Annotated in this window: 15 protein-coding genes and 4 pseudogenes; 7 read left to right on the top strand and 12 right to left on the bottom strand. The window is 45.9% G+C overall.

What is annotated here, in order from left to right:
- Window positions 1-43: 43 nt before the first annotated feature.
- From putA to SU60_RS08430, 5 genes and pseudogenes are all read left to right on the top strand, one after another.
- Window positions 44-3174 (top strand): annotated as a pseudogene (gene putA / locus SU60_RS08450) (bifunctional proline dehydrogenase/L-glutamate gamma-semialdehyde dehydrogenase PutA).
- Between the two features lie 11 nt (window positions 3175-3185).
- Window positions 3186-3911 carry a 1-pyrroline-5-carboxylate dehydrogenase gene (locus SU60_RS08445; RefSeq protein ID WP_041155132.1) on the top strand — a complete coding sequence of 242 codons (726 nt, stop codon included), beginning with the start codon at window positions 3186-3188 and terminating at the stop codon, window positions 3909-3911.
- A 136-nt stretch (window positions 3912-4047) separates the two neighbouring features.
- Window positions 4048-5540 (top strand): annotated as a pseudogene (gene putP / locus SU60_RS08440) (sodium/proline symporter PutP).
- Window positions 5541-5983: 443 nt separating this feature from the next.
- Entirely contained in the window at window positions 5984-6232 is a 249-nt protein-coding gene (locus tag SU60_RS08435) for a hypothetical protein (RefSeq protein ID WP_041155131.1), read from the top strand.
- Between the two features lie 559 nt (window positions 6233-6791).
- Window positions 6792-7268: an Lrp/AsnC family transcriptional regulator gene (locus tag SU60_RS08430; RefSeq protein ID WP_041155130.1), complete on the top strand. Its 477-nt coding sequence runs from the start codon at window positions 6792-6794 to the stop codon at window positions 7266-7268.
- 112 nt (window positions 7269-7380) lie between these two features.
- On the opposite strand, the gene SU60_RS08425 is transcribed toward SU60_RS08430, so the two are convergent.
- Entirely contained in the window at window positions 7381-8088 is a 708-nt protein-coding gene (locus tag SU60_RS08425) for a DUF445 domain-containing protein (protein ID WP_041155223.1), read from the bottom strand.
- A gap of 1201 nt (window positions 8089-9289) precedes the next feature.
- On the opposite strand from SU60_RS08425, the gene SU60_RS08420 reads away from it, so the two are divergent.
- Window positions 9290-10282 (top strand): arginine deiminase-related protein, encoded by a 993-nt coding sequence (locus tag SU60_RS08420; protein WP_041155129.1) that lies wholly within the window; start codon window positions 9290-9292, stop codon window positions 10280-10282.
- Between the two features lie 179 nt (window positions 10283-10461).
- On the opposite strand, the pseudogene ahpF reads toward SU60_RS08420, so the two are convergent.
- The 3 genes and pseudogenes from ahpF to ohrR all read right to left on the bottom strand — a co-directional run bounded on the left by ahpF (window position 10462) and on the right by ohrR (window position 13413).
- Window positions 10462-12029: pseudogene (gene ahpF, locus SU60_RS08415) on the bottom strand (alkyl hydroperoxide reductase subunit F).
- A gap of 163 nt (window positions 12030-12192) precedes the next feature.
- Window positions 12193-12750 (bottom strand): alkyl hydroperoxide reductase subunit C, encoded by a 558-nt coding sequence (gene ahpC / locus SU60_RS08410; RefSeq protein ID WP_041155128.1) that lies wholly within the window; start codon window positions 12748-12750, stop codon window positions 12193-12195.
- A 204-nt stretch (window positions 12751-12954) separates the two neighbouring features.
- Complete coding sequence (ohrR, locus tag SU60_RS08405) at window positions 12955-13413, bottom strand: transcriptional regulator OhrR (RefSeq protein ID WP_041155127.1); 459 nt, start codon at window positions 13411-13413, stop codon at window positions 12955-12957.
- A 136-nt stretch (window positions 13414-13549) separates the two neighbouring features.
- On the opposite strand from ohrR, the gene ohr reads away from it, so the two are divergent.
- Window positions 13550-13972, top strand: a complete 423-nt coding sequence (ohr, locus tag SU60_RS08400; protein WP_041155126.1) for an organic hydroperoxide reductase Ohr — start codon at window positions 13550-13552, stop codon at window positions 13970-13972.
- A gap of 54 nt (window positions 13973-14026) precedes the next feature.
- Here the strand turns inward: ohr and SU60_RS08395 are convergent.
- The 8 genes and pseudogenes from SU60_RS08395 to araA form a co-directional block, all read right to left on the bottom strand.
- A pseudogene (locus tag SU60_RS08395) lies at window positions 14027-14482 on the bottom strand (AraC family transcriptional regulator); the annotation flags it as partial.
- Window positions 14483-14609: 127 nt separating this feature from the next.
- Window positions 14610-15719, bottom strand: a complete 1110-nt coding sequence (locus tag SU60_RS08390; RefSeq protein ID WP_041155125.1) for a lipocalin-like domain-containing protein — start codon at window positions 15717-15719, stop codon at window positions 14610-14612.
- Window positions 15719-18208, bottom strand: coding sequence for an ABC transporter permease (locus SU60_RS08385; RefSeq protein WP_041155124.1), 2490 nt, complete (start codon window positions 18206-18208; stop codon window positions 15719-15721). Before SU60_RS08385 ends, SU60_RS08390 begins: the two co-directional genes overlap by 1 nt.
- Entirely contained in the window at window positions 18205-18930 is a 726-nt protein-coding gene (locus tag SU60_RS08380; RefSeq protein ID WP_052481514.1) for an ABC transporter ATP-binding protein, read from the bottom strand. Before SU60_RS08380 ends, SU60_RS08385 begins: the two co-directional genes overlap by 4 nt.
- 212 nt (window positions 18931-19142) lie before the next feature.
- Window positions 19143-19388, bottom strand: a complete 246-nt coding sequence (locus tag SU60_RS08375) for a DUF3297 family protein (RefSeq protein ID WP_041155123.1) — start codon at window positions 19386-19388, stop codon at window positions 19143-19145.
- A gap of 86 nt (window positions 19389-19474) precedes the next feature.
- On the bottom strand, window positions 19475-20314 hold the full coding sequence (araC, locus tag SU60_RS08370; protein WP_041155122.1) for an arabinose operon transcriptional regulator AraC: 840 nt from the start codon (window positions 20312-20314) through the stop codon (window positions 19475-19477).
- Window positions 20315-20378: 64 nt separating this feature from the next.
- Window positions 20379-20888: a hypothetical protein gene (locus SU60_RS08365; protein ID WP_041155121.1), complete on the bottom strand. Its 510-nt coding sequence runs from the start codon at window positions 20886-20888 to the stop codon at window positions 20379-20381.
- A gap of 49 nt (window positions 20889-20937) precedes the next feature.
- Window positions 20938-22428, bottom strand: coding sequence for an L-arabinose isomerase (gene araA, locus SU60_RS08360; protein WP_041155120.1), 1491 nt, complete (start codon window positions 22426-22428; stop codon window positions 20938-20940).

Below are 22428 nucleotides of genomic sequence, written 5' to 3'. Positions count from 1 at the left end.
GATCCTCGAAGCGGTTTTCGAGGAGTGAGATTGAGGAACACACATGTTTACAGCTACAAACGTGTTGACACCGGAATTTATCGAGCAACCGCTTGATAAGTTGTGGTCACTGATCTCGCCATTGTATATGGTGGACGAGTCTCAATGGCTAGAGCAACTACTGCCGCTAGCGACGCCGACAGAGGACGAAAAGTCGGCGATCACTATCCAAACAACCCAGCTTATAGAAGCCATTCGTGCGGATAAAAAATCAATCCAGATGATTGATGCTTTACTGCTGGAATACAGTCTAGACACACAAGAGGGCATTTTGCTGATGTGTCTAGCAGAAGCGCTCATGCGTATCCCTGATTCACTGACGGCAGACGCGTTGATCAAAGATAAGTTAAGTGTTGCGGACTGGAAATCCCACCTGAAGCACTCCGACTCTGTTTTTGTGAATGCATCGACTTGGGGTTTAATGCTCACAGGTAAAGTGGTTGGTCTTGGCGAACAAGGTAGCCAAAGCCCAGGTCAAGCTGTAAACCGCTTGGTGAACAAATTTTCAGAGCCTGTGATTCGCAAGGCGATGTACCAAGCGATGAAGATTATGGGCCATCAATTTGTGCGTGGTCGTACGATTGAGGAAGCGCAGAAAAATGGCCGACCAATGCGAGATAAAGGATTCACCTACTCGTTTGATATGCTCGGAGAAGCGGCATTAACGACTGCGGATGCCAATAAATACTTCAAAGATTACCTCATGGCGATTGAAGCCGTTGGGAGAGATACCTACGGCAACGATACCAGTCCAGCCCCTTCGATTTCCATTAAGCTGTCTGCGCTACATCCACGTTATGAGGTCGCCAATGAAGAGCGAGTGATGACAGAGTTGTATGACACGGTAATGCAATTACTCAAGCGTGCGATCGAAGTGGACGTTGCTATCACGATTGATGCAGAAGAAGCGGATCGTCTCGAGCTTTCTTTAAAGCTGTTTGAGAAAGTATACCGCAGTGAGCTGGTGCAAGGGTGGGGTAAATTCGGCCTTGTTATCCAAGCCTACTCAAAACGTGCGCTACCTGTATTGGTGTGGATAAACGCTTTGGCTAAAGAGCAAGGTGACTTAATCCCACTTCGTTTAGTGAAGGGCGCATATTGGGATAGCGAAATTAAGTGGTCCCAGCAAGCTGGCTACGAAAACTACCCAGTCTATACGCGTAAAGAAGCGACTGATGTCGCTTATCTTGCGTGTGCTCGTTTCTTATTAAGTGAAGGCGTACGTGGCAACATTTTCCCACAATTTGCCAGCCATAATGCGCACACTGTTACCGCGATAGCCGTGATGGCTCAACATAATGACTATGAGTTTCAGCGTTTGCATGGCATGGGCGATTCTCTGTACAACCATGTAATGAAGAAGTACGGCCAGCCGGTACGAATTTACGCGCCAGTCGGCAGTCACGCTGATTTGCTGCCTTACTTGGTTCGTCGCTTGTTAGAAAACGGAGCGAACAGCTCTTTTGTCCACCGCCTGGTTGATGCTCGATGTCCTATCAATGAGCTCACTCATCACCCTGTCGATGTATTAAACAGTTTTGCAACGTTAAATAACGACAAGATCCCACTACCGACGGATATTTTCCCGGAACGCAAGAACGCTTACGGTGTAAACATTGATATCGATAGTGAGGCCAAGCCATTCGAGGCGCAAGTGGAACGATTCCTGACAAGTCAATGGACCGCGGGTCCAGTGATCAACGGTGAGACGTTTGCCGAAAGCATGATCAAGGATAACGCTTGCGAGACCATTACGGCACCTTATGATCGCCGTATTGAAGTCGGCAAAGTCGCTTTCGCAAACCTTGATCATGTTTCCGCAGCAATCAATGCGGCGCAAGCGGGTTTCCCTAATTGGAAAGGAACGCCGATCGAGCAAAGAGCACAATGCTTAGATACATTGGCTGACTTGTTGGAAGAAAACTTGGCAGAGCTGGTGGCTATTTGTCATCTGGAAGCGGGAAAAACCATTCACGATAGTATCGATGAAGTTCGTGAAGCGGTTGATTTCTGTCGTTATTACGCCAAACAGTCCCAAAACCTGCAACCATTTGAGCTAGAAGGTTTTGAGGGGGTGAAACGTATTTCCAGCCGTGAAGGCTAGGGGTGTTTGTTTGTATCAGTCCATGGAATTTCCCGTTAGCGATTTTCTTAGGTCAAGTTACCGCTGCGTTGGTTGCCGGTAATACGGTCGTCGCGAAACCTGCAGAGCAAACAAGTTTAATTGCGGCTCGTGCGATTGATTTGATGTTGGACGCTGGCTTCCCTGCGGACGTGATTCAATTGCTGCCTGGTCGTGGCAGTGAAATAGGCCATGCATTGACATCTCACGATGCGATTGCAGGTGTCGCCTTTACTGGTTCCACAGCAACTGCGCAACGTATTAATGTGACGTTAGCTGAGCGTAGCGCAAAACCCGTTCCGTTTATCGCCGAAACCGGCGGTCAAAATGCGATGATTGTCGATAGTACCGCACTACCAGAACAGGTCGTTCGTGACGTGATTCGCTCTGCTTTTGCATCTGCCGGTCAGCGTTGTTCAGCTCTACGTGTGTTGTTTGTGCAGCAAGACGTTGCCGATCGCATCATCACATTAATCCAAGGGGCGATGAATGAGCTGCATGTTGGTTTGCCATATTTACATAAAACCGATGTGGGTCCAGTTATCGACCAAAATGCGAAGCAAAAACTTCTTGCTCATATCGATCATATGAGTAAAACGCAGAAAAAAGTTGCGGAGTTGGCGTTGGATGACGTGTGCCAGTATGGTGATTTTGTGTCGCCAAGTGCGTTCGAAATTTCAGGTATTGATGTGCTGAAAGAAGAACAATTCGGTCCTATCCTGCACATTGTGCGCTTTAAAGCGTCAGAATTGCCGAACGTCGTTGAGAAGATCAATCAAACAGGGTTTGGTCTGACAATGGGTATTCATAGCCGTAATGAAACGACGTACCGTTGGATTGAAAAGCATGCGCGTGTCGGTAACTGCTACATCAACCGAGATCAAGTTGGTGCAGTGGTTGGTGTCCAACCATTTGGGGGGCAAGGGTTGTCTGGTACTGGTCCGAAAGCTGGTGGACCTCATTACTTGTATCGCTTTACTCAACATTGTCTTGCGCAACCAGAGAACGCATAAGGAGTCGCATTATGGTTCATCAGATCACCTATTTTAAAGATGCATTCTCTGCGTGGCAGCAGTGGAATTTGACAGATTTTGATTTTAAGTGTGAGCACGTACTTGCCTTTAAATCCGCTTTTGAAGCTCAGCAACCCTTGGTAGCCAAACTGGTGTCTTACCACTTACAGCAAGCTTCTGCTCTGCTTGCTGAAACGCATCAGTTGGTCGGTCCTACGGGTGAAACCAACGAGTTGTACTCTGCGGGACGCGGCGTGGCGGTTGTGATATGCGAAAATACTGTCGTCAATGAAAACAATGTCGTCAATACTGAAAACGCGCTATACAGTGCCGTTTCAATGATCACTTGTGCTCTTATTGCGGGTAACAGTGTGATTGTTTGTAGCGACAACACAGAGCTAACCGAATTGGTTAAGCAAGCTGTGGTGTCGGCAAATGTCCCATCTGACTTGATCCAAGTGGTTGCGTACGATGCATCAGCTTCGCTGCTTGAATGTGACGTACGTAGTGTTGGTTATGTGGGCAATTCTCAGGTTGAGCATACGCTCAATCTTCAATTAGCTAAGCGCGACGGGGCGATCGTCGGTTTGGTTTCTGAAACGGATCTTGATTCACCTAAGTTGATTCATGATCCTCACCTTTCGTTGCGTTTCATTACTGAGCGCACTCGAACGATAAATATTACCGCAGTGGGTGGCAACGCGACTCTACTCGAGTTAGGGAACGAAACTCACTAACCTGACTTGCGATACCAACCGAGTGCAACTACGTTGAGTACTTTGCCCGGTTGGTATCTCTTACTTTGATGTATTGCTGAGAGGGCAAAATATCAAAGAAGACAAGGACGGAAATAATTATAACGAGGACTATCTAATGATAGAAAATAGCTTTGCTATCACGTCCACTTTTGTGGCGTATTTAATACTTATGATTGCGATTGGCGTTTACGCGTATAAGAGGACTTCCAATTCATCAGATTACTTTCTAGGTGGCCGTAGCCTGGGTCCGTGGCCTGCTGCGTTATCCGCCGGTGCTTCAGACATGAGTGGTTGGTTATTGCTCGGCCTACCTGGTTACGCCTATGCTGCAGGATTTGAAGCATTCTGGCTCGCAGGTGGTCTGCTTGCAGGTACTTGGGCAAACTGGTTGATCAGTGCGAAACGTCTTCGTACATACAGTATTCAGACTGATTCGCTTACGCTGCCGGAGTTCCTGTCGCGTCGATTTAATGACAACTCCAAACTGATTCAGACTATCTCTGCGTTCTTCATTCTTCTATTTTTCCTTTTCTACACCAGTTCTGGTCTAGTTGCAGGGGGCAAACTGTTCGAAACAGTCTTTGGTCTTGATTACACCTATGCCGTTATCATTGGTACTGTGTGTGTGGTGTCCTACACCTTATTTGGTGGCTTTTTAGCGGTATCTTGGACTGATTTAGTCCAAGGTCTTCTGATGGCTGCTGCCTGATGATTGTGCCTGTGGCTGTGATGGATGGTGGCCTTGGTCAATTATCTTCTGATTTGCACAATATCAATCCAGAGCTGGCTACATTTTGGAATGATGTGAAAGGGGAGCCACTTTCGGCTATCGCGATCATCTCTCTTGCTGCGTGGGGCCTAGGTTACTTTGGTCAACCCCATATTCTCGCTCGCTTTAAAGCTGCGCGTTCAAACGCGTCACTAACAAGCGCTCGCCGTATCGCTGTTGGTTGGACTGCGCTCTCTATGGCGGGGGCTATGTTGGTTGGTCTTGTTGGCCTTGTTTGGGTCACAGGCCATCCTGGTACGCAGTTAGAAGATGGTGAGAAGATCTTTATGCTACTTGTGAATACCGTTTTCCATCCGGTGATTGCTGGTATTCTATTAGCTGCGATTTTGGCTGCGGTAATGAGTACTGCGGATTCTCAGCTTCTTGTTTCATCTTCAGCACTTGCAGAGGATTTCTACAAGCAAGTGATTAAACCTGGTGCATCTTCTGAAGAGATTGTGATGATTGGTCGTATAGGTGTGGTGGTCATTTCAATTATCGCGCTATTTTTAGCAATGACGCCAGACAGCTCTGTATTAGGTCTTGTTTCTTACGCTTGGGCGGGCTTCGGTGCGGCATTTGGTCCGGCAGTTGTGTTAAGTCTTTACTGGAGTGGTATGAACCGCAACGGAGCGTTAGCGGGCATCCTAGTTGGCGGTATTACTATCGTTGTGTGGAAACAGTTGTCGGGTGGTTGGTTCGACGTGTATGAAATTGTTCCGGGTATCCTCTTCTCAACGCTTGCTATCGTATTGGTAAGTAAGTTAACGGGTGGTGCCGCACATGACGTGCTAGAGCAACATAAGTCATACAAGCAAAAATTGATTGATTTAGACTAGACTGACTTTATCTGAATGTACTAACCACAACGCCCGCTAATAAGCGGGCGTTGTTTTTCCTGTTAATCCAATCTGATGCGGTACTGATGTCCACTGTTCGTGGTGAGTTCAAGTCAAATGTGGTCTTAACAATGTAAATTTTTATAAGAAGTTAATACGAATTTGCGATTTTTAGAGTCAATTAATTAACATTAAATTGTCACCAATCACCTTTTTTAACAGTAAGTTATGCGCGTTGTATCGTAGCCTTGAGCTCACCTATACGAGTTTGTAGATAAATCGAACAAAAATTGACATCTGACCAATGTCTCAGTTTTTTGGGGAATTGGGGCTATTTTTTGAATATGCGACACAAAATAGTAAAGATACTTTTTCTTTGTGGAATTATTTTGAACAAAATATGTCAATTATCAGTAGTAACGAAAAACTTTAGGAGAATTAAGATGCCAGAGATGTATTGCTCGGCGTGCAGAAAGTCAACTCAGCACAAAGTGGTTATGAAGCGTTGTGAGCCTCAAGTAGGTGAAACACTGACGGGCAAGGTAGTAAGTTTTACACAGTTGATGGCGAAGTTCGTATCAGGTGAGCATTATTATGAAATGGAGCCACATTACTATTGTCGCTGTTGTAACCATCGAGCGATAGGTGAAGTTGTCTCCCATCCAACGAGACGAAGATCTGCCGTGGTTTAATTTGAGCGTTGTTTATATCTCGTTTTTGCCCGTATTACTGTTCTGTTTGAAAGTGATGATGAGTAGATCGTGGCAAGTCAGCGTTTTGAATTAAATAAAAGGTACTCAAGATCCAATTAGGTATACAGCGATGCCGCGACAAAGCGGTTGGTGACCTATTCTCTTTATCTACTCTTAAGATGCTCTATTGTTAAAACTATTTGCCGTTCAGATAGTGCTTTGCATCGCATGGTAAACGTACTTTGCTAATCCTTAGTGCGTCTGGTGATTTTATTGGGTGTTTTTTCCTTTAGGTGGCGATACGTTTTCTGTTAGGCGACCCGCAGAAGTCTTTACCTTGGAAACTGTCTCTGTTTTTCTGATTTACTTCGTTTAAAAACTCTCCCCGTATGAGCAAACCCTCGGACATAAAGCGTGCGAGTTAGGCTATGTTGGTCTGCTTTTCATGCTCAGACATCATAAAACAAATCTAATTTCACACCTTCTTTATTAATCCATTTGCAAATCTCCTCGTAACGATTAATGTGGAGCTCTTCGAGTTGTTACGGGAATGTAGTTGATGAGTTATCAATTGGATAGAATTGACTTACATATTTTGCGAGTGCTGCATTCGCGAGGGCGAATACCTGTTGTTGAGCTAGCAAAGCTGATTAACTTAACCACTTCTCCTTGCTCCGACCGGGTTAAGCGCCTTGAGAAAGAAGGTTATATTAATGGCTATCATGCCGAGCTAAATGCGGAGAAGTTAGGCTTGGATGTACAAGTGTTCATTCATATCCGCCTTGATCAAACCAGTTTTTCTATTTTCGAGAAGTTCGCAAAAGCCGTTGAGTTGATACCGGAAGTCGAAGAATGCTATTCGTTGTCTGGTGATTTCGACACCATGATCAAAGTGCGAGTAAAAAGTATGAAGGCTTACCAGGAGTTTATGTCAAGTAAGATGGGGACGTTACCCGGCGTGATCCAGACAAGAAGTGAAGTGGTGATCGAGGAGCATAAAAAGGGATTTGGAGTGAACCCTGAATTACTTGGTTGATGCTGTTTGTATCACGGTGGCATTAGTTGCTGAAAAAGTATTTTGAGGTTACTTGAGTATACGAAAAAGGAGCCGAATCGTCAGGCTCCTTTTGGGGTAAGAAAGAGAGTGTTTAAGCACTGATCACACTGGTTATCACACCAATTAATCCACCAAAAACACCACCCCAAACCACGAGCCAGCCGAGGTGTTCCTTAATCATTTTCTGCACCATTTCCTTAACTAGAGCGGGGGTAAGCTCGTTTAAGCGTTGGTCGATGATGCCCTCAATATTCTGTTTTATTTCATCCATCATCGCGGGTGACTCTAGCTGTTCTTTTAGCGCTTCTTTAACGGTATCGCTTTGGCTTAATTCGACTAGCGATTCCTGCATTTTTTCAACGAAAGGCTGTTTCATCGGTTGAAGTGCTTCTGCGCCTCCGAACATGGCCAACATACCACCAAATTGAGAACCTTCAATCACCTCTACCAGCGAGTCAAACGCCGGGTTGAAGTCAACTTTATCAATGACTGGTTTTAAATTGATGTTGATTCCACCCGTCATTTCTTTATTTAAAAAGCGATCGATGTTCGTATCGGTGAAAAATTGTTCCATCATCAAGTTTTTGATCGCACGTTTGAACTCTTCAAAGCGCGCTGGGATAACACCAGAACCGTACAATCCAGGCACTTTCTCAAACAGCATATGTATAGCAAGCCAGTTGGTAATTGCACCAGAAAACGCAAAAAGACCTGCATACCAAAGGTAATCGTTATGCGATTGATAGCCGGTTCCCATCAATATGATTGCGAGGATATTCGTTAGCAAACTTTTGTTCATAGTGACCAGTAATGTGTTAGGGATGAATGAATTGGAGCAGATTTTATACCCAAATAACCTCAAGATGCTAGGTTCAGCGAGAATGACTTGGTTCACAGACGCGGCAACGATTTGAACCCTGCATCTTGAAGTCATTTGGTATACACCTAAGCAAGGTCGTGCTGCAATTGGTCTGAAAAGTGGATAGGGTGAAGATGGGATAAAACAAACCCGGCCTCAAGGTGTAAAAGCCTTTCGCCGGGTCACTGCTTTTTCTTAGAGAAACTAAGTATAACCAAATAACCTCAAGGTGCTAGGTTCAGCGAGAATGACTTGGCTCTCAGACGCGGCAACGATTTGAAGATCTAGTGGTTCTAAATCAAAAATCGTTAACAAAGGCTGTGAGCCAAGGCAACTCGCCCTTCGGGAGCATGTCACTGACACGATTTCAGCGTCAAATAGCTTGGAAAGAGCTCACTATTCCGCTGCGCTATTTTCCTTGAACTCATGCCAGTGACAGTGCTCTGAATCCTGCATCTTGAAGTCATTTGGTTATAATTTTTTTGTTTTTATATGCGGTAGATCTTACAGCAAAGCTGACATTTCCATCGTTCTGAATAGCCAAATAATTTGTCAGCCCAACTCGGTTTGATTTGCACTATCTGCATTGAACCACATTTACACATAAGCCAATTTACCTTTTTATAATACTTAAGCCGTCTATCAAGTATAGCGGCTTCTCAAAAAGTAGATTCACAAAGAAACCAGCCGAAACTCCGTATCGTGCCCATTACTCAATATACGTAAGGAGTTGTTATTTTAGCAGAAAAAGTGTGAGCGTTATCATCATTTGTGTCCCATGAATGAGAAAGGACATCAGGATAAATGAACGTTTTTAATCGTATTACACGAAGTAGTGAAGAAGGCATGACAGTCCAGTTCAAACCAACATGATAATTATGGGTTATGCTTTATGGGTAATGTATATGTTTTTAAATGCGGCTAGTTGTGTATGGTTGGGCGCTTAATTCACGGTATGACGCGGATTGTGTCGTAACCATGGAACGCCCTCAACTGACAAGCTGACCATAAAAAGTCGGGAGATAGGACTTAGATCCAGTGGAAATTACTTTTTGATAATTAAATTGATAGTGAAAACAGCAAAACTGGACGTAACAATAAATTTACAATCTCCTCATTCTAGTGAGAAGGAATGTTTTGGATGCGATTACACGAATCTGTGCCGCCACTTTCAGGTGGGCAACAACAGAGCACAAAAAGTACTTTGCGCCATACCGCAAATTGCGTAGTGATGGTGCCACCAAAAGAATTTCGGTTTAATGAAGAGACGGCTCAAGACAATGAGTTTCAAACCAAGGTTGCGCTCAGCCAAGAAGAAGTGTTAAGTCAAACCATGGAGGAGTTCAATACCATGGTTGCTGGGTTACGTCGGCACGGAATTCAGGTTGTGGAGTTTGACTACCCAATGTCTAATACAGCGACGCCCGATGCTGTATTCCCCAATAACTGGTTTAGCACTACCCATGACGGTACCTTGTACACCTTTCCGATGGCTTGTGAAAATCGTCAGCTCGAAGTGCGGCCAACTGCACTTGTCGATACGCTCACGCAAGCGGGAAGGTCAGTGCTTCAACAAAGTAGTCTCACACAGTACGTCGAAGAACAAGCGTATTTAGAAAGTACCGGAGTGATGGTTTTCGACCACCTTAATAAGACGGTTTATGCTGCGCTTTCTCAGCGCTGTGACCGACTGGTACTTGAAGATTATGCGGACCGCATTGGTTATGAGCGCGTGATTTCATTTCAAACGCATTTACCATCAGGGGCTCCGGTTTATCACACCAATGTCATGATGTCTGTGGGTGAGCAGTTCTGCGTGATTTGTGATGAAGTGATTCCAGAATTTGAGCGTCGCTTTGTGATTAAATCATTGGCAAAAGATAAGCAGGTGATTTCGATTTCACTCGCTCAGATGAATCAGTTCTGTGGCAATATTCTTCAGCTAGAGACCGCTGACGGTGACAAGGTGATTGCGATGTCTCAGTCAGCGCATAACGCCTTTTCAGCAGCGCAAAAAAAGCAGCTTGCTACTCATGGTAAGTTGCTGCCGTTTGATGTTTCTACCATCGAGTCGATTGGTGGTGGTTCGGTGCGGTGTATGTTGGGTGAAGTCTTTCTACCAAGGTCTTTATAATCGGTGTAAGTATTCACTTACTTTTATTTGTTTAGCTTGTCGCGGTCGTTATTACGTGATGTTTGTTTAGCGATAGCTATTACGCGATAGTTGTTTCGAGATAGTTTAAAGCCAATAGCTTCGTGCTACTGGCTTTTACTGTTACGCACCCTGTCGGCGATGTTAGCGGAAACGAGTGGTTATCCTTGTTTACGTATCAAGTAATCAAATGCGCCTAAACTTGCTTTTGCACCTTCACCCATCGCAATGATGATCTGTTTGTAAGGTACTGTCGTTGCGTCACCTGCCGCAAACACACCTTCCAAGCTGGTTTCACCATGGTTACCAACTTCAATCTCACCGCGTGGAGACAACTTCACGTCTGAATCTTTCAGCCATTCAGTATTCGGAACCAAACCGATTTGGACGAAGATACCTGATAGCTCCAGCTCTTTTATTTCATCGGTGTGGCGGTCTTTGTATTTAAGACCTGTTACGCGTTTACCGTCGCCCACCACTTCGGTTGTCTGTGCCATGGTAATGATGTCGATGTTTGGCAGTGAATTCGCTTTGTTGATCAGCACTTGGTCGGCACGTAGTACATCCGCAAATTCAAGTACGGTGACGTGCTCTACAATTCCAGCCAAGTCGATTGCCGCTTCGATACCTGAGTTACCGCCACCGATCACCGCTGTTTTCTTACCTTTAAACAACGGACCATCACAGTGTGGGCAGTAGGCAACCCCTTTGTTGCGGTACTCTTGTTCACCCGGTACGTTCATTTCACGCCAGCGTGCGCCAGGACTAAGGATGACGCTTTGACTTTTAAGCGTTGCGCCACTTTCCAGCTCGATATGGATAAGACCATCATCCGTGTGTGCTGCACCCATGAGCTTTTTCGCTTGTTGCTCAGTGACCACATCCACATCGTACTCTTTCAAGTGTTCGCCAAGATCAGCGGCTAGCTTAGGACCTTCAGTGCGCTTGACCGAGATGAAGTTTTCAATCGCCATAGTATCCATCACCTGACCACCAAAACGTTTGGCCACCACCCCTGTGCGGATGCCTTTACGCGCTGCGTATAGAGCTGCCGCGCTACCACCCGGACCACCACCAACAACAAGTACATCGTATGGGTCTTTTTCGCCCAGTGCTTTCGCCGCTTTCTCGCTGGCGCTGTCGTCGACTTTGTTAAGGATTTCAGTCAGTGACATACGGCCTTGGCCGAATAGTTCACCGTTAACAAACACACTTGGTACCGCCATGATATCGCGCTGTTTCACTTCTTCTTGGAATAACGCACCGTCGATCATAGTCGCTTTGATTTTCGGGTTGATCGCCGCCATCATGTTGAAGGCTTGAACAACGTCAGGACAGTTTTGGCACGACAGAGAGATAAAAATTTCCACATCCAAATTTTTGTCTAGTGCGGCGATTTGCTCGATAACTTCTGGCTCAAGCTTGATTGGATGACCGCCTGAGTGGAGCAGTGCAAGAACCAACGAAGTAAACTCGTGACCCATTGGCAGACCAGCAAAGCGAAGCGAAGTGCCTTTCGCTGGATTTGTTACTGCCATTACTGGTTTGCGGTCACTTGCCGCGTCGTCACGAACAACAGTTATATGTTCACTCATCTCTGCAATTTGATTCGCGAGAGATAAAAGTTCGTTTGCCGCTTTGCTTTCATCTAGCTAACCACTAGACGGACGTCTTCTTTTACATTAGCCAGATATTGTTTGAGTTGTTGTTGGATCGCTTGGTCTAACATAGTCGTTACTACCTTTAATAAATAGACAGAAGAATGGTTACTCTGGATAAAAAACAGTGAGGGAGAGCAAATCGGGCAGAAGGTCGTCAAGGTCTCTGACCCGATCTGCTCTCATTAATTAAGTCTGGTTCTTGAATTGAAACCGATAGAGGCTAATCAGAGATTAGATTTTGCCTACTAGGTCTAGAGAAGGTGCCAGTGTTTCTTCGCCTTCTTTCCATTTTGCTGGGCAAACTTCGCCTGGGTGAGCGGCAACATATTGAGCTGCTTTTACTTTGCGTAGTAGATCTTCTGCATCACGGCCGATACCTTCTGCTGTGATTTCCATCGCTTGGATTGTGCCGTCTGGGTCGATTAGGAACGTTGCACGGTCTGCAAGGCCTTGACCTTCACGCATTACGCCGAAGTTATTGGTGATATTGCCAGTCTGGTCGCCAAGCATGTAGTAGTTGATCTTACCGATTGTGTCAGAGCTGTCGTGCCAAGCTTTATGAGTGAAGTGAGTGTCAGTTGAAACTGAGTACACTTCAACCCCACGTTTTTGAAGCTCTTCGTAGTGGTCAGCTAAGTCACCTAGTTCAGTTGGACATACGAAGGTAAAGTCTGCTGGGTAAAAGAAGAATACCGCCCATTTACCGAGAACATCTTGCTCAGTTACTTGTACGAATTCGCCTTGTTTAAATGCTGTAGCTGTAAATGGTTTGATTTTAGTATTGATCATAACTTTACTTTCCTTTCGGTTAATTTGGTTGAGCAAATCTTGCTTTCGGAAAGTATATTCGCATCGGAGTGAGGTTAAATAAAATTGCTTTTAGCTATCTCATTGATAGCTGATTCCTATGTACCGAATTAACCTCAACGCTTCTGGACAATGTAAATCAATGCGTGCGGGCTTCTTGTTGTTGCTGTGTTGGGTGAGTGTGAGTTATGACAGTGTATCTAATAGCTTATTGCACAAATTCTTTAAAGTAACCAGTTCATCCAATTCTAATGTTACTTTGCACGCTATAGCGTCAGGAACCGATTGAGCGCGTATTTTTAACTGCTCTCCTTGCATGGTGAGATTCAAAACTCGCACACGCTCATCGTTTTCGCTTCTGCCCCTCGTAACGAACCCTTTCGCCTCTAGTCGTTTCAGCAGAGGCGTGAGTGTGCCTGAATCCAAATAAAGACGTGATCCCAGCTCTTTCACACTGACACCGTCTTTTTCCCACAGAACCATCATGACCAGATACTGAGAGTAGGTCAGATCCAGCTCATCAAGTAGGGGACGATAAGCGCGAATGACAGCATTCGCCGCACTGTAGAGTGGGAAGCAAACTTGATTCTCCAACAGTATTTTCTCTTGGTCGCTCAGTGAGTTTTCTGTATTGCACTGGTTCATGGCGTGGCCTATTTAATGACTTGAAAATGGGGTATGAAAATAAATTGCGCACAATATAGTTGCAAATCATCTTGGTTTCGATATAGAATTGCTAGCAATTAAATTGTACACAACTTAAATTGAAAGGGGTACTCTTATGTCAACACTATACAAAACTCAAGCGACAGCGCTTGCTGGTCGTAATGGTCAAGTAAAAACAGACGATGGCTTGCTAGAGCTTGAACTGGCGTACCCAAAAGAAATGGGTGGGACTGGTGCGGCAACCAACCCTGAGCAATTGTTTGCGGCTGGTTACTCTGCATGTTTCTCTAATGCGGTTTTACATGTGGCACGTGAAGCAAAAGTAAACCTAAAACATGCGCCAGTAACAGCAGAAGTGGGCATTGGCCAGAACGGAAATGGCGGTTTTGCTCTTACTGTTAGCTTAGCGGTAGAGCTGGAGTTACCACAAGATCAAGCTCTTGAGCTGACTCGTATCGCACATCAGGTTTGCCCTTACTCAAATGCAGTCCGTGGTAATATCGACGTAGCGGTAACGGTTAATGGTGAAGCGATCTAATGGCTTGGTAATACGCAATCCGATAAAAATGCCTGCTTCTTCGCAGGCTTTTTGTTATTTGATGGCAGTGCAAAAACTGACATCTGCATGGTGAGTTTGTGGGTCAACGCTATGGTAAAGCTCGAAGCAAGGACGATCATCACTTTCAATGCCAGATTGAACCACTTTACTCAGTAATTCATCCCACGCTTTTGGGTATTGGCTCTTTTCCGTAATGTGTTGACGCATAACCGCGTATTGGCCTCCCGAAAAGTCTTGCAGTTCAATATCTCTTGGGACTTCGGTGTCTTCTGAGACCATCAAACAGATGTCAGTACGGCATTTTTCGCTGGGGGTGGTTTCGGGGTTATCGTGATAAATGGAAATACAGGTATTGCCTGCTAGTCCATTGATGCCCGCCCATGTGTAAAGATGGCGCGCTGGTTCTTCATAGCCTTCACCGTAAGGCCCAGTCACACGTATATACGCTAGCTTGGTGGGGGCAAAGTGTTGTGTTTCCATAATGATGCTCCTTGTTGCTAAGGTTGCGATCGTAGATATCATTTTTATCGGTGTGATTGCCTACACACTGGATTTTTTATGCCACTCCGTTGGTGAACTCATCCCTAGTCTTTCAGTTTAACAGCATAATCTGTATTCAATAGCCCGTCAGTTCCATATAACCAGTTCCTGAATGGGAGCCTTCAATCGCCACTGGCCCTTCCCAATAAGACACAGATAGTGGCATTTTCGCTCTTGGATTGAGCGCGGTAATCGTCAGTTTAACGTATTGGCTTGGAATGGAAAGCTGCCACTTTGTCGGGTAATGGTGCCCTTGAATTTTGGTCTGCTTGATAACTTGCAAATGGATGTCGTCATGTTGAATCGCAGTACTTGTTCCGTTTTGATTCATCAATCGCGCATGGGAATAACTGGATTGTCCGGTTTTTGAATCGCGCAGCTGGAACACAACTAAGCTCGTATGCTCATTCAGTCTAAGGGCGAACCAATCCCAACCTTGCTGTGAATCGAGTAAGAATTGTGAACTCCACTCTCTGTCAATCCACCCTTTACCAGTCACCTGATGCGTTTTTCCATCAATAGTGACTTCTCCTTTAACATCAATAAACGGCTGACTGTAGTAATACGATGCGACCTGACCATCGGCACTCTTTATGCTGTAACCGTGCTCGCCTTGTTTTTGGTAAGGAGCATCGCTGGTTAGCGTCAGTGAGTAAGCGAACTGCTCGGACTGGGTTACTAAGGTTGCCGGGAAAAGGTCATCGCTGGACGATAACCATTGCCAGTCATCGAGATAAACACGAAATGGTGAGTCATCTACACCGGCTAACTGAGTGTGATCCCGAGACCACTTCTCATCGGCATAGTGTTGCTCGAGAGTTGTGACGGCACTGTGCGCCATATAAATTTGTTGGCTGTGCCATGTGGTTTGTTTTATTGATGGCTTATTTTTTTGAGGCGCCGCTGCAAAACGAAATTGTGTCCATTGCAAACCGAGCGGGCGGCCGTGTTCATCGATTAGGTTTGCAGTTAAGTACCACCACTCATGACGAAAATCTCGATGGGCTTGATGGTCGGTAGGGAAGGTGATCGTAACGCCCCTCTCCACTGGCGTGAATAACTCACTTTCCGTTTGGCTTGCACTGTTCCCTAATAGCAACGTCATACTTTTTGGCTCCGGCTCTTCACAGCCAATAACAGACAACCAACCGAGAATTAGCGTGATGCTTTTCATATTGCGCTTCATCACAGTACCTCGCTCTGTAAACTGGACATCATAGGTTTGCTTACTAACCGCCAGAGAGGAATCAGGGTCGCTAATACTGCAACGATAACGGTGATGCAGGCGATACTCATCGCGTCACTCCAGCTCCAGAGGTAAGTTAAACTCCAGCCAAAAGCGCGCAAGGTGACAACGTCAGTCAGTATATATCCGACTAACGCACCAAGGGGTAAAGCGATAACCAGTGTGAAGCAGACTAAGGTGACGATTTGACCGACCACCATGACCATCAGCTTGCGACGATTGACGCCCAGCGCATACAATCTTGCGATAGCCGCTTTACGTGCATCGAGCAACATGAAGCAGGCGCTGAATAATCCTATTACGGCCACCATTAAGGTCACGCTGTTGAGTGCGCGAGTGATCGCAAACGTTCGCGAGAAGATATCTAACGCCGTGGACTTGATTTCCTCCTGATCGTACAGCTGGCTAGGATGCAGATTGAGTTGTCGTTGCAGTTGTTCGTAGATCACTTTTTTGTCTCCCAATACTTTGAGGCCAAGGCTGGTTGGGATATTGGTAAAGCCGCTTTGTTGCCAAAGTTTGGGCGCGATTAATACTTCCCCTTGAGGTGAGCCGTAATCGTGGAATATGGCGCCAATGAACAGAGTTTTGTCTTTCAGCGCGTCGAGCTTCAATGGGTCTCCCACGGATAAACTCAGTTTCACCGCGGTGGGTTCACTGATCGCAACCAACTCCCCTTTGTAAAAGCGCGGCCAGAAATTAGGAACGTGAGATTTAAACACCATGGTTTGTTCCAATGTGTCGTTATCTTTGGTGCCGAGCAAGATGGGTAAACCTTGTAAGTCATCTTCGACATAGTACTGCTTATAGACCTTTTCAACGTTGGTGAATTGCTCTAGAGATCTAGCGACGTTAATGATTTCTCTTTGTGAAGGACTAACATAAATATCCGCATGCAGCCTTTGTTCTAGCCACAGTTTTAACGTGGATTCAAAACTGCCGACCAAGGTATTCATGCCTATGTTGGCAGTCACCGCGAGCAGTAACGCCATCATGGCCAGTGAAAGTGGAGCAATCAGTTCAATCAATTCGGCAAAAAGATATTGGAGTAGGCCGGGTTTACAACGTCGCTGACTCCAGTGGGCTAACACGCTGAGCGTTTTTGGCAGATACAAAGGAATGGCGACAACGAACAAACCCAGCCAGGCCATAGTGAAGCGATGGTGCTCACTCAACCACAAGCCAGACATCGCAAGTGCTGTGAGAAAAGCGCCAAAGGCAAGAAGTTGGCCGTCATTGGATGTCTCCGGTGTGTAATAAAAGCCGCTGTGCGAGGAAAGCGGTTGGTGAACTCGCTGTTTAAAATGCTGCCAACACGCGATGAGGGTCGCGACTAAAGTAAGCACTAATGCTTGCCCCCACCATAGCCACTGCCAAGTGCCGGGCAACAGCGTCGCGCCATACAGTTGCTCTAGAGTCAGAGCAACGGCCGGATGTAACCAGTGGCTCAGCTGAATTCCGAGAATAAAGCCAAGGGATGCGCCAAATATCACCAGTATGGTTAATTCGACCAATAACGCAGAGAGCACGACCACGGGCTCTATGCCCGCCTGTTGAATTTGCACCAGTAGGCGGTGACGTTTGAGTAAACTGTATCTTACGCCGTTGTAAGCGATAAACAGGCCAACCAAAAACGCTAATAAGCTCATTGCAGTGAGGTTGAGGTGGAAACTTGCCGTAAGCGAACCAAGATCTGCACTTTGATTGTTGGCAACCCATTGCCCTTGTTCTCCGACGAGATTCTGCCATTTCGATTGCGCATCACTGCCTGTGTTAAAGACTGCGATATAACTTAGTTGGCCTTGCTTGTTGAGTAGCCGCTGGGCGAAACCAATATCCATCAACATCCGGCTGCCGAGTTGCCATTCATCGGGCAGTACAACCACGTTGGTTTTGATGTCATCCAGAACCATGAATGTTACTTCACCTAAGCTTTGGTACTGGGATTCACTCATCATAACCAGCGGTTTGCCAGCCAAAAGCTGAGGCAGAGGCAGTGTGCTATCGAACAAAGAAATATCTTGCTGGCTATTGGCTTCACTGGAGTCACGAGATCTTGAAGCGATCGCTGCAATAAGGTCACTGCCCTGTACTGACCATCGGCGACCTTGTGCATCCCTGACTTTACCTTCAATCACTGGAAGTGAAGCGCTTAATCCGTTTTGCCTTAACGAAAAGTAGAGTGATTCAGAAAAGTAACGCTGCCCGGCTGGTGGAATAATGAAATGTTGTGCTTGTGCTCCAAGTGGTTCGGTCGCTTCAGCATAGCTGTTTTTAGCATTAAGATTGATGGCTTGTACTGCGACAAATAACGTGACCGCGAGGATAATGCCAATCAGGATCGCTGCCGCTTGCAGTGGCGCTTGTCGGTAATGGCATGCAAACAAATATAGCGTCAGTTGGGTGTGAGAGATCCTAGTTGGCTTCATGGCAATGCTTGTCGTTTTCTTGATTGCGGGCAAGCGGGAACTGATGGGGATGACCATTGTTCAAGATGACCGTCGTTCAAACGCAACTGAGACTGCATAAAATCGGCGCATTCTTGGCTATGAGTGACCAATAATACCGCGGTGCCGCCCTGGATGGTGAGGTCACGAAGCAACGCCATTACCTCTAAACCGGCTTTTTGATCGAGGTTGCCTGTTGGTTCATCCGCGAGTAAGAGTTTTGGTTGTTGGGCTAAGGCTCGAGCGATCGCGACACGTTGTTGCTGACCACCAGAGAGGGAAGAAATATGTCTATTGAGTAGAGCTTGTATATCTAACTTTTCTACTAAGTAATCACACCAGCCGTCCCATTTCTTCTGGTTCAAATGCAGCGGAAAGGCAATGTTTTGTTTCACATTTAATGGCGTTAACAGATTGAATTGTTGGAAGATAATGCCCAGTTTATTGTGTCTAAAGCGGCTCCATTGAGGGTCTTTCCACACAACCGTGTTTTCTCCGTCTAACCATAATTCACCGTTGGTAAGTGGTTCAAAGCCTGCAATCACATTGAGCATCGTACTTTTACCACTGCCGCTTGCGCCTGTTAAAGCAACGCTTTCTCCATTCGCAAGGTTGAAGTTGACCTCTGTTAGCACGCGATGTGTCTCTTTGCCATCGACAAAGTTTTTGCTAGCACTTTTCAGTGTAACGAGTGGGGTGTCCATTTCCTCTTCCTGAATCCCGCGTCTTTAAGCTGTTTGGGTACATCTATAACAGTCTAGACAACAAAGTAATAAGAATAGTGATTTATCGTTATTGGTCTTTTTACGAAGAAGGGAAGATGTTGGATTAGTTGAGGGCGTAGATGGCGGGGGAATAAAAAAGCCCGAGCGAAGCTCGAGCTTTAGCATTTCGTCGTTGTCGCTTGTTGACGAGCTTACACGTAGTAGGCTTCAACCGCGCCTTTAAGTTGAATCAGCATTGGGTTACCGAAGCGATCTTTTGCTTTTGGAGAGGCAATTTTTACCCAACCTTCGCTGATGCAGTATTCTTCTACGTCAGTACGCTCTTTACCATTGAAACGGATGCCAATTTGGTGCTCAAAACATTCTTTGATAAAGAATGGGCTACGAGGGTTACCCGCTAAGCGGTCTGGTAGAGCTGGTTTAGTCGTATCGTTCATTTTATGACTCTGGGTTTCGTAAAAAGTGCTTTATTGTAGTCAGGGTGTGTTTGGTGTTCAAGGTAAGGTTTATGCTCATGCACTGATTAACTGATTTGTTCGCGGTACAGTTTTGGACTTGCGCCAGCTTTTCGCTTGAAAACACGAGAAAAATAAAGCGGATCAGTATAGCCAACAATTCTAGCGATGTGGTTTACCGAGTAGTTGGTGGTCACCAGTAGTTGTTTGGCTCGACTGATGCGCTGGTCATCGCGCCACTGGGTTATGGTCATCCCGACTTCGTCACGAAAGAGGTGACCTAAACGCGAAGCCGATAAGCAAATACAGTCTGCAATGTCTTCCAATGTAAAGTTCTGGTTTAAATTTTGCGTCATATAATTCATCGCTTCAATCACACGTGGGTCAAGCGGCTTACTGACGACATCGGGTTGAATACTTTTACAGCGAATGAGCAATTGCTCGAGTAGGTTGATGGCGAGATCATCGCGATAGGGCATATCGGATTTAGAAATATACTCAATATCGGTGAACAAACGCTCAATTTGGGATACCGTACCGTTATCCAGTTCTTTGGTGACATACACACCATTTCGGTTATCGTGCCAGCACAGCCAGTCATTCCAAAATGCACGTGGGCGAAAATAGACCCAACGGTGAAACCATGACGAGTTATCTTTTTTACGATGATAGTAGTGAGTCGCACTGGGTGGAAAAAGCAGTAAGTCGCCTGCTTTGACATCAAAAGCATCATCACCATGGAAAATCGTCCCTTCTCCCTGGCAAGTGATATTAATGATAAACCCTTTCATGCCACCAGGACGATCAATAACAAAATCCAGCTCGTCGCCTTCAATGATTGGAGTAAGGCCAGCAACTAGATGAGCGTCGAAGTTGTACCCAGGTTTTAATGGATCGTTGTTTTGCATGCAGTATCAATTTAGGCTTTTAACTTATTGTATTGTGGAATCATAAGCTTTGCTCTGCCGCTTCTCACAGTTCTTTTAAAACTATCCACTGCTTAGCCGAGAAAGCCTCTCTGAAAAAGTCGGTTTTTTCTGTTTGAGGAAAAAAGTCGCTCGGAAGCCCATCTCGCTTATGCTGCCAATTGGGTGTTGAATTGCGTGACTCTATCTCGTTTTGTTGCGGTAAGTGTTGAATCGCGTGTCGAATGTCTAAACGAGTTGGTACCGTGTTGCGTGCTAAGTACTCAATCACGAGGGCATCGTCAGCGAAGTAGTAATTCATATTTATGGACAAAGTGTCGGTGTGGTGAACTTGACACCATTGCTCTAACTTGTCGGGTTTGTGACGAAATTGCCAATTTGCCTCACTGACAGAAATATGCTCTCCGTTGTTTACCACTTCCATCGTGCCGACATAGTGTGTTTCTCCGTCATATTGAAGTTCAAAATTCGCAGGTTGTGCGGTAGACAGCTTCAATACCCAGCGTGATTGGTTTATCTCAAAGGTTGGGGGAATTACGACATCTGTATCATTCACAAGTGGACTCCAAAGTGCCCCCCTCAGGGAGCACGTTTGTTGGGTGGCATTAACGACGGTAGTATACCCCGTTGTTACGAAGATCTTGTTTGAATTGACGTAGGTTAGTGTCGTTATCAATAACCACCATCTCAATCCCAAGGATTTCTGCGTAGTCAGCAAGCATTGGTAGTGTTACTGCTTGGCTGTATACCGAGTGGTGAGCGGCACCAGCATGAATCCAAGCTGCGGCTGCAACATTTAAATTAGGCTGCGGCTCCCAAAGCGCATGCGCCACCGGTAAGTGAGGCAGTGATTGCGGAGGAGTGACGGTATCCAATAAGTTCACTACCATTCTGAAGCGATCGCCAAGGTCTATGATCGACACATTGAGCGCTTCGCCAGATGCACCGCTAAAAATTAAACGCGGAATATCGCAGCGACAACCAATGGTGTGACGATGGATTTCTAGTTTTGGTTTGGCTGCCGCAATGGATGGACAAACTTCCAGCATATGAGCACCGAGCACCTGACCTTTACCGCCAAAGTTGTAAGTGTAGTCTTCCATGAACGACGTGCCGCCTTGCTTACCTTGACCCATGATCTTCATAATGTGCGTCATTGCTGCGGTTTTCCAGTCACCTTCGCCACCGTAACCAAAGCCTTTGCTCATCAAGCGCTGTGTTGCTAGGCCTGGAAGATTTGTGATGCCGGTTAGGTTTTCAAATGTGTTTGTGAAAGCACTCGCTCCGACTGACGTCAAGAATGACTCCATACCGAGCTCTAGACGTGCTTCTTGCACCATCAGTTTCTTGAGATCAGCATCACTGAATAGCTCTGGTGACATCTCGTACGTTGAAGCGTATTCATCCAACAGACTGTTTACATCTGCATCTGATACCGAGTTAACCACGTCGCTCAACTCACCAAGGCCATAGGCATTCACTTCGTAACCAAACTGAATCTGCGCAGAAACCTTGTTGCCTTCTGTGACCGCGACTTGGCGCATGTTGTCACCGAAGCGAGCGACCTTAAGTTGTTGACCAGCATTGACACCAATCGCCGCACGACACCAGTCATCAACGTCTTTATGTACTTGCTTGTCTTGCCAGTGCCCAACCACGACTTTCCGTTCAATATTAAGGCGAGTGCCGATGAAACCAAACTCACGACAACCGTGCGCACTTTGGTTTAGATTCATGAAATCCATGTCGATTTCATCCCACGGTAGCGCGGCGTTGAACTGAGTGTGAAGATGTAGGAATGGCTTGTTGAGCTGGGTGAGACCTGCAATCCACATTTTGGCTGGCGAGAATGTATGCATCCACAGCATCAAACCAACACAGTCAGGATCGTTGTTCGCAGCACGGCAAACCGCAAGAATTTCGTCTGGTGTTTTTACGGTTCCTTTATTTGCGATAGATACCGAGATACTTTCGGTAGCGTTTAAGCCAGCGACAATCTCTTCACTGTTGTTGGCAACACTTTCTAGTACTTTTGGACCGTAAAGGTGCTGAGAGCCTGTTACAAACCATACCTGCTTTTCATTGAAAGTTTTCAT

It is taken from the genome of Vibrio mytili (assembly GCF_000830505.1).
In the GTDB taxonomy this organism is placed as follows: domain Bacteria; phylum Pseudomonadota; class Gammaproteobacteria; order Enterobacterales; family Vibrionaceae; genus Vibrio; species Vibrio mytili.
The sequence above is the reverse complement of the archived record's forward strand: the minus strand, read 5'-3'. Positions and strand labels throughout refer to the sequence as shown.